This is a genomic window from Enterobacter sp. C6, from assembly GCF_008122455.1.
GTDB lineage: Bacteria > Pseudomonadota > Gammaproteobacteria > Enterobacterales > Enterobacteriaceae > Enterobacter > Enterobacter pseudoroggenkampii.
Genome location: NZ_QPFW01000135.1, coordinates 1 through 9,661, shown reverse-complemented (window position 1 = coordinate 9,661; position 9,661 = coordinate 1). Strand labels below are relative to the sequence as shown.

Sequence of the window (9,661 nt, the reverse complement as noted above, 5' to 3'; positions counted from 1 at the left end):
GTCACCATTCACCGCCTCTGCGTGCAGGAGCGCGACGAGCTTTCCATGTTCCTTGCCGCCGGGCGCCACATCGAAGTGTTCCGCAAAAAGGCGGAAGATGCCGGAAAACCGCTGCCGGTGACGATTAACATGGGTCTCGATCCCGCCATCTATATCGGCGCGTGCTTTGAGGCCCCCACCACGCCATTTGGTTATAACGAGCTGGGCGTCGCCGGGGCGCTGCGCCAGCAGCCGGTTGAGCTGGTGCAGGGCGTGGCGGTCAAAGAGAAAGCCATCGCGCGGGCGGAGATCATCATCGAAGGCGAACTGCTTCCGGGCGTGCGCGTGAGAGAGGATCAGCACACCAACACCGGCCACGCGATGCCGGAGTTCCCGGGCTACTGCGGCGAGGCGAATCCCTCCCTGCCGGTGATCAAAGTGAAAGCCGTGACCATGCGAAACCACGCCATCCTGCAAACGCTGGTGGGGCCGGGGGAAGAACATACCACGCTGGCCGGATTGCCGACCGAGGCCAGTATCCGTAATGCCGTTGAAGAGGCGATTCCGGGCTTTCTGCAAAACGTCTACGCACACACCGCAGGCGGCGGCAAGTTCCTCGGTATCCTGCAGGTGAAAAAACGCCAGCCGTCAGACGAAGGACGTCAGGGCCAGGCGGCGCTTATCGCCTTAGCCACCTATTCGGAGCTGAAGAACATTATTCTTGTCGACGAAGACGTGGATATTTTCGACAGCGACGACATCCTGTGGGCAATGACGACGCGCATGCAGGGCGATGTCAGCATCACCAATATTCCGGGGATCCGCGGCCACCAGCTGGATCCGTCCCAGTCGCCGGATTACAGCACCTCGATTCGCGGCAACGGCATCTCCTGCAAGACGATCTTCGACTGCACGGTGCCGTGGGCGCTGAAGGACCGCTTCGAGCGCGCGCCGTTTATGGAGGTGGATCCGCGTCCATGGGCGCCGGAGCTGTTTGCCGCTAAAAAATAGAGAAAATCACGCGCGTATGGCCCACAGGTCATACGCTTATTTTCTTTTCAAGCGTGGCGATATTTTCACCCGCCACGCGTTTCACAGTGAAACGATCGACGCTCAGCAAAATGAGCATCAGCCCCCTGCCGCTCTCCAGCAGCGGCGACATTTCGCAGAAACGGTCTCGCCTGGCGGCCTCAAGCCGATCCTGCGGGAACGCGTCACCCGCGTCGCTAAAAACAACGCAGACGTCATTACCGCGGACGTCGAACTGTACACGAAAGACGCGCGAGTTATCCTCACGAAGCGCGTAGCGGATGATATTCGTCGCCACTTCACAGGCGGCGAGATCGAAGGCGAAACGCCACTCATCATCTACGGGAAGCGCGCTCAACCTGACGCCCAGCCAGCCGGACAGCGGCGTCAGGGACGCGATCGCCGCCGGAAATTCAGCCTGCTCCGGCGTCTGCATCTACTGCCCCAGCTGCGCAAGCGCGCTGTTTTTATCCGGATAGATGCGGAATATGCGATCCATTCGGGTCAGGATGAACATATTCGTGATCCCGGGGTTCAGGGAGCAAAGCGCCATTTCGCCTTTCCCGTTCATCAGCTTAAACAACGACACCAGCATCCCCAGCCCGCTGCTGTCGATAAAGTCCACTTTGCTAAAATCGACAATTAAGGCTTTACGATCGCTGCCAATTTCTTCCGTGACAGAGGCCTTAAACGCCGCGGCAATGGACGCATCCAGCCGCCGAACTGCGGGGGTGAGAATATTGGCATGTGGTAATCGTTCGGTGTTAATAATCATTCTGTTCTCCCTGACGCTCAATCACGAGCAGTGACACGTCATCGGTTAAGGCGATGGGTTCATCACGATTTGCATTGCGCCAGTCGGTCAGGTGGTCACCAAACCGCGGCAGGAGCTGGTCAACCGGGAGCCGGGCATGCTCATGAAGCCAGCGTTCGAGACGCTGCGGGCCAAACTGCTCGCCGCTGACGTTCTCACACTCCGTAATACCGTCACTGAATAAGCATAAGCGATCCCCCGGATTGAGGGTAAACGCGACGTCCTCCCAGCTCAGGTCTGGGATCAGCCCGACCGGCGGGCCGCCATCGCCCACGGACGTGACTTCGCTGTCTGCGTTCACAATGACGGGAGTGGGATGCCCGGCCTGACACAGCAACCCCTCACCACTCTCTGGATCGATCACGCCGTAAATGAGCGTGAAATAACTGGTGATGTCGCTCTCTTCACTGCAAAAGCGGCTGTTCAACATCCTGACGACCTCCGCAGGTGACTGAATACCGCCCTCATCGGTAAACAGAAAGCGATCCACCACACGGCCATGTAAAAACTGGCGAGCCACCGCGAGGGACATCATCGCGGCCCCCACGCCGTGACCCGAGACATCAACGCAATAGAATCCCAGATGGGAATCCAGCGGAAAGATATTGAACACATCGCCCGAGACCCAGGCTGACGGTAGGAAAAGCCAGTCGGAGAAGTAGTCACCATAGCGTAAGCGGTGTGAAGGCAGCACCGAGTGCTGAACGCGCGCCGCCAGTTCAAGATCTTTTTCAATCTGATGTAACGCTTCACTCAGGCGCTTGTTATGCGCCGCGAGAGTCGCCTCCAGCGTCAAAATACGTACCCCGGCGTGGAGCCGCGCCCGAAGTTCAGCCTGTTCAACGGGCTTGCTTAAAAAATCATCCGCCCCGGCATCAAACCCCTGCGTCAAGTCCCCGGCATTCTCGCGGGCCGTCAACAGGATGATATACACATAGTGGCCAAACTGACGGTTACGGATCGTCTGACAGAGCGTAAGTCCGTCCATTTCCGGCATTTCCCAGTCGCTTATCACCATGCTAACCGGCTGACTGGACAAGATTTCCAGCGCGGCGACGCCATTTTCCGCCTCGCTCACGAGATACCCCCACTGGGTGAGCATCCGGGAGAGTAGACGACGATAAATCAGCGAATCCTCAACAATTAACACGTGCAGAGCCGACATGTATCCCTCCTATAGCGGTAAGAACCAGATGAGGCTCACGGTCCCTTCCCTGAATTTTGCGTTACCGTTGCCGTGCCCCGGATAGCGCGTCCCCGCATAGTTAGCGTACTGAACAGAGAACGATCCCGGCGTATAGCCCGCGTAGCCAAAGCTGTAGCTGTAATCGCCGTTCCAGGGCTGCTGCTGGCTGCTGTCCGGAAACCAGAATGCCGTCGCACGAACGAAGAAATGTTGTTTGAAGGTGTAGCCGCAGCCGCCCAGCATGACGTTTTTATTTTTGCGGATGTCATCGCTGCTGAGATCGTAGTAGCGCGGGACCCAGCTGTACCCGACCTGGCAAATAATGGAATCCCCTTTGTTTATCAGCAGCGAATTTTCTATCGGTTTGGGCAAGGAAAACTTATAGGCCAGCGTAAATGCACCCTGTTCGAAATAGGTATGTCTCCTGCTACCCGACGTCCAGAAGTGGTTATCGCCGTAGTTTCCGTAAACCAGGCTAAACGTATTTGCATGCCAGTCGTCATAGCCGAAACTATAGCGAAAGTCCGCGGTGTAGCGGTTGGTATCCCTGACGGGCAACCGGGAGGTAATGTTGGCAAACCAGAAGCTGTACGGGGAATACTGAAGACTCAGATTCAGCGTCTGGTTAATTTTTTTCTCCTGCGCGGCGCTGTCCGAGCTATTGGGCACGCTCACCATCTGCTCTTTCAGCCCTGAACTGAAGCTCAGGGCACCAGAGAATTTCTTGTCATTTCCCGAGAACAAACGCCCCCACCGGCTGGTAAACACGCCTGCCTGAACGGGTTCACCGTTCTTATCGCGCAGGGTTTCTTTATCATTGCTTTGCGCCGCCTCTGCGGCGGGGATCGCGGCGAGCAGCACGCCCGCCAGAAGCCATTTTTCGCGCATAACCGCCATCCTTAGTTAGGTATCCAGCGTGCGCCGACGTCGTATTTTGCCATCAGCCACAAAATACCCAGTGCCGCCGCATGCACTAACGTGTTCTCTATCCAGGCGTGACGCCATAAGTCGAAGGTGATGAACTGGCTCACCAGCAGCACTACGTACACATGCAAAATAAAGGTATAAAGCGAGTGCTGGCCTAGCGGGATCAGGAACCATCCCAGCAGGCGGTTGAGCGGCGTCCAGCAATATGTCAGCACCAGGTAGACGGTAACCATCAGGGCGATATCGTTTAGCACCCGCACCGGGCCCAGCCCATTCTTCGCCGCCCAGGTGTGATAAAAGGTATTGAAGCTGTCCGGTGGAATCAGGTGCATCAGCAGCGCGGGGGGCATAAACGGGTTGGTATGGTTCTGTGCAACGAACCCCAGAATGAGCGCCACCATCACCAGCGCAACCACCACCACTTTACCTGCTGACGTGCGTGCGAAAGAGATCAGTTCGGCTTTATACCAGCCGCTGACCATGCCCAGCACAAAGATGAACTGCCAGGCCAGCAGCGGAAAGGCAAATTCGAACTCCGACGGGGTCAGCCGAAGCGGCCACCTCTGCCACAGGCCGTACACCAGCAGCGACAGCCCTAACAGCCACCAGACTTTCCCTTTCTGCAACATCCCTAAAAAAAGGGGGCTAAAGAGCAGCAAAAAGATATACAGTCCCAGAATTTGCGTCTGATGGGGGCCGATCTGCAAATAGAGAATAATGTTGAACCAGGTCTCTTTAATCTGCGGCGTAACAGGATAAAGCGACCAGCTTTGCCCCGAAAAACGGTCGGTAAAATGGGTAACCTCGAAAATATTAATATGTGGGATATAGGCCAGAAGAATAAATGACACTATGACAATGATATTTACGCGATATATTTTCCACGCCCTGAGATAAAGCCCCCAGGAAACCGTGAGTAAAACCACTTTTTGCAGACGCGCGCGATTCAGCATTCCCAGCATAAACCCCGAGAGAATAACAAACCCTTCAGCACCTGTGGTCAACCCAAAACGCTCCCAGGAGAATATATTAAATACCGACATTACCTCCGTATGCGCCACGACCATCATGACGAGGGCAATGCCGCGCATAAAGTCAATTCTCAGATCCCGGGCACCTGCAACGGCATAACGCCATGCTATTGATTTAGCGGCATCTTCTTGCGCGATGGACGGCGCAACATGGCTCATAGGGTGTCCTTTGCCTGAAAACGAACATTAAGGTCTAAATAAAGTAGATAGCCTAAAGGAATAGTAACTGCAATTTATCGGCGACAGATGAAACATATTAAGCAGAATTAAAGCTGAATTAACCCCTGCTACATATTAATAAAAACGCGGCTGGACACTTTTATTCGGCGTTCTACACTTATCTTAAATCTTGTTTAATCGCTATTTTCTTTCTCTTTTGGGCAACTGTCTGCGCAGCAGAATGGGTCTGCATTTTCACGGAATCAGGAACGCCGGAACTATGGATTTTTATTTTTCCCGTTTTGAACATCGTCGTCCTCCGGAGCCGTTAACAACACCGCGTTGGGTAATGATGACCTGGCAGGTGTTAGCGGTCGCGGCGCTTATTCTGGGCGCCAATTATATTTACTGGCGCTGGACCTCCTCCCTGAATACGGACGCGTTATGGTACGCCATACCGCTGGTTCTCGCCGAAACGCTGGCGTGGATCGGCACCGTGCTGTTTACCATCAATTTATGGAAAGAACAGGATCCTCCCCAGTGCCCGCCGCCTGGCGAAATTAACGAATGCCTGTCGCCAGAAGAGGCCGTAGAACCTCGTCCTGTAAAAGTGGATCTGTTCATTGCCACCTACTCGGAAGATACCGAACTGGTCAGGTTATCCATTCGCGACGCCCTTAAGATGGCGTACCCGTTCCCGCTTGACTACCGGATCCACGTGCTTGATGACGGCCGTCGCCCGGAGATGAAAGCCGTTTGTGATGAGGAAGGCGTCAATTACATCAGTCGACAGACCAACATCGGCTTTAAGGCCGGTAATCTGCGTAATGGCCTTGAGCAAACTGACGGCGATTTTATTGTCATCTGCGACGCCGACACCCGGGTATTTCCCACCCTGCTCAGCCATACGCTGGGCTATTTCCGTGATCCGGACGTGGCCTGGGTGCAGACGCCGCAGTGGTTCTTCGATCTTCCGGAAGGTGAAAATTTGTCACGCTGGGGCCAGCGGAAAGCGGGAAAAGTGGGCTACGGTCTGGGCTGGCTGATTCAAAAGTGTGTTGGCCCGGTCACGATAGGCCGCGACCCGTTTTTTAACGATCCACGCATGTTCTATGACGTGATCCTGCGGCGGCGAAACTGGGCGAACGCGGCTTTCTGCTGCGGCGCGGCCTCCATCCACCGTCGCGAAGCGGTCATGCAGGCCGCGCTGCGCAGCTATGTCTGGTCCGTCGAAGAGGAGATCCATCGCCATACGCGCGATATTCGCGATGACGAAACGCGGGAAGCGCTGCAGGAGGCAATGCGCCCGCACGTAGCGTTTGACACTGAGCTAACGCCCTATAAATTCCACGTCTCGGAAGATATTTACACCTCGGTGCTGCTGCACGGTGACGCCGCGCGACGCTGGCGCTCGGTCATGCACCCGCGGGTGGAGTCGAAGATGCTCTCTCCGCAGGATATGCTGACCTGGATGATCCAGCGCTTTAAGTACGCCGCCGGCTCGCTGGATATTTTGTTCCATGACAACATCTTCAGCCGTCGCCGCTTCAGGCTTTCCCTACCCCAGACGCTGATGTATGCCACCACCTTCTGGTCGTACATGGCCTGCGTGTGGAACACGGTGTTTTTGATTTCACCCATAATTTATCTGTTCACCGGCATTCCGCCGGTATCCGCCTGGTCGACGCCGTTTTATCTCCACTTTCTCCCGTTTTTTATTTTCTCTGAACTGGCCTTTATGTTCGGAACATGGGGGATTTCGGCCTGGGACGGCAGGGCCTCCTACCTCTCCTTCTTTTCCATGAACCTGCGCGCGCTCAATACGGTGCTGCGGGGCGAGCAGATCAAATTTCACGTTACGCCAAAAGAGCGGCAGACGGGCCGCTTTCTCTACCTGGTGAAGCCGCAGATAGCCATCGTGGTGCTGACCCTGACAGGACTCGTCTGGGGCGGTATCCAGGTGGCGCGTGGACAGGTGGACGACCCCTCCGGCTACGTCATCAATATTTTCTGGGGAGGGGTGAACATCGCCGCCATGCTGCCGCTAATTTTCGCGGCCCTGTGGACGCCCGCTGAAGAGGACGAGGTCACCCAATGAGGATACGTGATGCCCTGCTGCCCGCTCGCAGCTACCTCACCATTTTGCTCGGGTTCCTGCTCGGCTTTGCCATTGTGGTCTGGGTGGAGAAACAGATGCCCACGCGTGTGGAAAGCAGCGGCGGCATCGCGCTCAGTAAAGACTTCCCACCGCTGCCTGCGAAACGGGCGCTGACCTATGACGAAGCCATCTGGGCGCGGGTCGCCTGGCAATACTACGTGAATAATACCCAGCCAAACGGCCTGGCGAACGCCAGCGACGGTGAACCGTGGCTGAGTCTATGGAGCGTGGGGAGCTATCTGTTTGCGACTGCCGCCGCACAGCAGCTCAACATCATTTCCACCGATGAGTTTGACGAAAGGGTCAGCACGGCCCTGTTTACGCTGGGGCAGCTGCCGCTCAACGAGCGAGGCCTCCCTGCCGCGTATTACCATGCTGACACACTCAAGATTCTGGGCAAACCTGACGCCTCCGCAATCGGTCTGAGCCGGCTGCTGACGGCATTACAGACCCTGCTGTGGCGCTATCCGCAGCACGCGGCGGCCATCCGCGATTTGTTGAGCGTGTGGCGCACCGCGGCGCTGATTGAAAATAACACCCAAAGCCAGGCTGCGGTGCCGCTCCATCACTGGACGCTGACCGATGACGAACAGCGGGACAGCTTTGGCTATAGGCTCTATGCCAGCCATACGCTGCGCTTAATTGACAGCGCGGCAGGCCTCGCGGTGACCAATCCGCCTGAAGGGCAAAAGATGATCGATCTGGACGGCGTGATGGTGCCGGATGAAGGGCTACGCACGCCCTGGGGCAAGCAAACCTCCCTGATCAGTCTCCCCTATCTGTTAACCGGCCTTGAGCTGGGCTTTGACGCGCAGAGCGCTGAAATCGCGTGGCGGATTATGCAGATCCAACAGCGGCGTCATAGCCTGCGTACCCCAAAACCGCCGGTCAGCACGGATTATGCCGAACCGGCGCCGGATTATGTTAACGATCTGCCTAACAGGCAGCCGGTTCAGGCGCGCAACCTGCGCGACGAAGTGCCGGAGAAGGTGGCGATTACCTCCACACGCACCGCGTTTGCCTGGTACGCCCTGTTCCGCAACAGCTGGAGCGAAGCGCTGCGCCAGCAGGTTCTGCCGCTTCAGGTGCCGGGTAAAGGCTGGCAGCGCGGGTTAAATCTCAACAACAGCGTCAATGCCGTCGTAGACGCCGATACCAATGCCATTGTGCTGGAAAGTCTGTCTTACATCGCGCATGGCCAGATGCTCTGTCTGGCCTGCCTCTCCACTTCCCCCTCAGCAGGAGCAACGCCATGAAGCCACGATCCCCGATCCTTTTCCACCTGCTCACGGGAATAACGATCTGCTGGCTGGCCTTATCGACCGTGCGTGCGGACACCGAGCTTCCTGCATCAGGTTACTCCCCGCGTAGCGGCGAGCTGACCGCCCGAGAGATGACCATCGCGAAAAACGCCTGGCAGTATTTCGTCTCCAACTATCAGCCCACGACGGGCCTGGTGAATGCGGTCAACAAATACCCCTCCACCACCATGTGGGACAGCGCCTCCTATCTGGCCGCCCTGACGGCGGCGCGCGAGTTGGGGATCATTGATAAAGCGGAATTTGACCGCCGGATGCTAAAATTCCTCGCCACGTTAAATACCCTGGTACTGTTCCGCAACGAGCTGCCCAACAAGGCCTATAACACCATCAGCGGCCAGAAAGTGGACTACACCAACAAGCCCGGTGAAATTGGCTTCTCGGCGCTGGATATCGGGCGAATGCTGGTCTGGCTGAAAATCATCAAAGAGCGTTATCCGGAGTACGGCAACAGCATTGATAACGTGGTGCTCGGCTGGGATTTCAGCCACGCGATCGACCCCTGCGGCACGCTGTACGGCGCCTATCTGGAGAACGGCCAGCCGAAATATGTTCAGGAAGGTCGGCTGGGCTATGAAGAGTACGGCGCGGCCGGTTTCCAGCTGTGGGGGTTTAATACCTGTAAAGCCAGCCGTCCGCAGCCTTACGAGCTTGCCGAAATCTACTGCGTGCTGGTCCCGTACGATACACGCGACCCGCGCAACACGTCGCAGCATAACTACGTGGTGACGGAATCCTACCTGCTCTACGGGCTGGAGTTCGGCTTTGATAAACCGACCGACCGGGATAACGCCCCGCGCGACTACTCCCTGACGTGGATGAAAAACTTTGCTGACCGCGTTTATCAGGCTCAGGAGAACCGCTATACCATTACCGGCGTCCTCACCGCGCGATCTGAGCACCAGCTCGATAAAGCCCCTTACTTCGTCTATGACACCGTCTTCAGCGACGGGTACAACTGGAACACCATTACCGATAAGGGCCAGTTCGTCCCTAACGCTGCCGCGATATCGTTGAAGGCGGCGCTGGGCATGTGGGTGCTGTGGAACTCCCCCTATA

Annotated in this window: 9 protein-coding genes; 4 read left to right on the top strand and 5 right to left on the bottom strand. The window is 56.5% G+C overall.

From position 1 onward, the window contains the following. Positions 1-990 (top strand): UbiD family decarboxylase (locus tag DOU50_RS02565; protein WP_148768725.1); only part of this gene is annotated, 990 nt, incomplete at its 5' end. Positions 991-1,018: 28 nt separating this feature from the next. Here the strand turns inward: DOU50_RS02565 and DOU50_RS02560 are convergent. From DOU50_RS02560 to opgC, 5 genes are read right to left on the bottom strand one after another with little or no spacing between them, the layout of a single operon-like run. After that, positions 1,019-1,444 carry an ATP-binding protein gene (locus tag DOU50_RS02560; RefSeq protein WP_148768724.1) on the bottom strand — a complete coding sequence of 142 codons (426 nt, stop codon included), beginning with the start codon at positions 1,442-1,444 and terminating at the stop codon, positions 1,019-1,021. Next, positions 1,445-1,783: an STAS domain-containing protein gene (locus DOU50_RS02555; protein ID WP_148768723.1), complete on the bottom strand. Its 339-nt coding sequence runs from the start codon at positions 1,781-1,783 to the stop codon at positions 1,445-1,447. Beyond that, on the bottom strand, positions 1,773-2,987 hold the full coding sequence (locus DOU50_RS02550) for a PP2C family protein-serine/threonine phosphatase (protein WP_024908545.1): 1,215 nt from the start codon (positions 2,985-2,987) through the stop codon (positions 1,773-1,775). Before DOU50_RS02550 ends, DOU50_RS02555 begins: the two co-directional genes overlap by 11 nt. Before the next feature lie 9 nt (positions 2,988-2,996). After that, positions 2,997-3,896: a hypothetical protein gene (locus tag DOU50_RS02545; protein ID WP_090418176.1), complete on the bottom strand. Its 900-nt coding sequence runs from the start codon at positions 3,894-3,896 to the stop codon at positions 2,997-2,999. 11 nt (positions 3,897-3,907) lie between these two features. Then, a complete protein-coding gene (gene opgC / locus DOU50_RS02540) occupies positions 3,908-5,125 on the bottom strand; it encodes an OpgC domain-containing protein (RefSeq protein WP_148768722.1) in 1,218 nt (405 codons plus the stop codon). A gap of 280 nt (positions 5,126-5,405) precedes the next feature. Here opgC and DOU50_RS02535 point away from each other — a divergent pair, with 280 nt between their 5' ends. The 3 genes from DOU50_RS02535 to DOU50_RS02525 form a co-directional block, all read left to right on the top strand. After that, the gene (locus DOU50_RS02535) at positions 5,406-7,223 is read left to right on the top strand and encodes a glycosyltransferase (RefSeq protein WP_148768721.1); all 1,818 of its coding nucleotides are present in this window, start codon (positions 5,406-5,408) and stop codon (positions 7,221-7,223) included. After that, complete coding sequence (locus DOU50_RS02530; protein WP_148768720.1) at positions 7,220-8,539, top strand: DUF3131 domain-containing protein; 1,320 nt, start codon at positions 7,220-7,222, stop codon at positions 8,537-8,539. The genes DOU50_RS02535 and DOU50_RS02530 overlap by 4 nt, the downstream gene beginning before the upstream one ends. Continuing rightward, on the top strand, positions 8,536-9,661 hold a 1,126-nt coding region (locus DOU50_RS02525), incomplete at its 3' end, for a DUF3131 domain-containing protein (RefSeq protein ID WP_148768719.1). The genes DOU50_RS02530 and DOU50_RS02525, both read left to right, overlap by 4 nt.

What these genes read in the sequence shown, in the direction of transcription:
- DOU50_RS02560 (WP_148768724.1), bottom strand. Translation starts at nt 1,444, where the DNA reads ATGCAGACGCCGGAGCAGGCTGAATTTCCGGCGGCGATCGCGTCCCTG.
- DOU50_RS02555 (WP_148768723.1), bottom strand. Translation starts at nt 1,783, where the DNA reads ATGATTATTAACACCGAACGATTACCACATGCCAATATTCTCACCCCC.
- DOU50_RS02550 (WP_024908545.1), bottom strand. Translation starts at nt 2,987, where the DNA reads ATGTCGGCTCTGCACGTGTTAATTGTTGAGGATTCGCTGATTTATCGT.
- DOU50_RS02545 (WP_090418176.1), bottom strand. Translation starts at nt 3,896, where the DNA reads ATGCGCGAAAAATGGCTTCTGGCGGGCGTGCTGCTCGCCGCGATCCCC.
- opgC (WP_148768722.1), bottom strand. Translation starts at nt 5,125, where the DNA reads ATGAGCCATGTTGCGCCGTCCATCGCGCAAGAAGATGCCGCTAAATCA.
- DOU50_RS02535 (WP_148768721.1), top strand. Translation starts at nt 5,406, where the DNA reads ATGGATTTTTATTTTTCCCGTTTTGAACATCGTCGTCCTCCGGAGCCG.
- DOU50_RS02530 (WP_148768720.1), top strand. Translation starts at nt 7,220, where the DNA reads ATGAGGATACGTGATGCCCTGCTGCCCGCTCGCAGCTACCTCACCATT.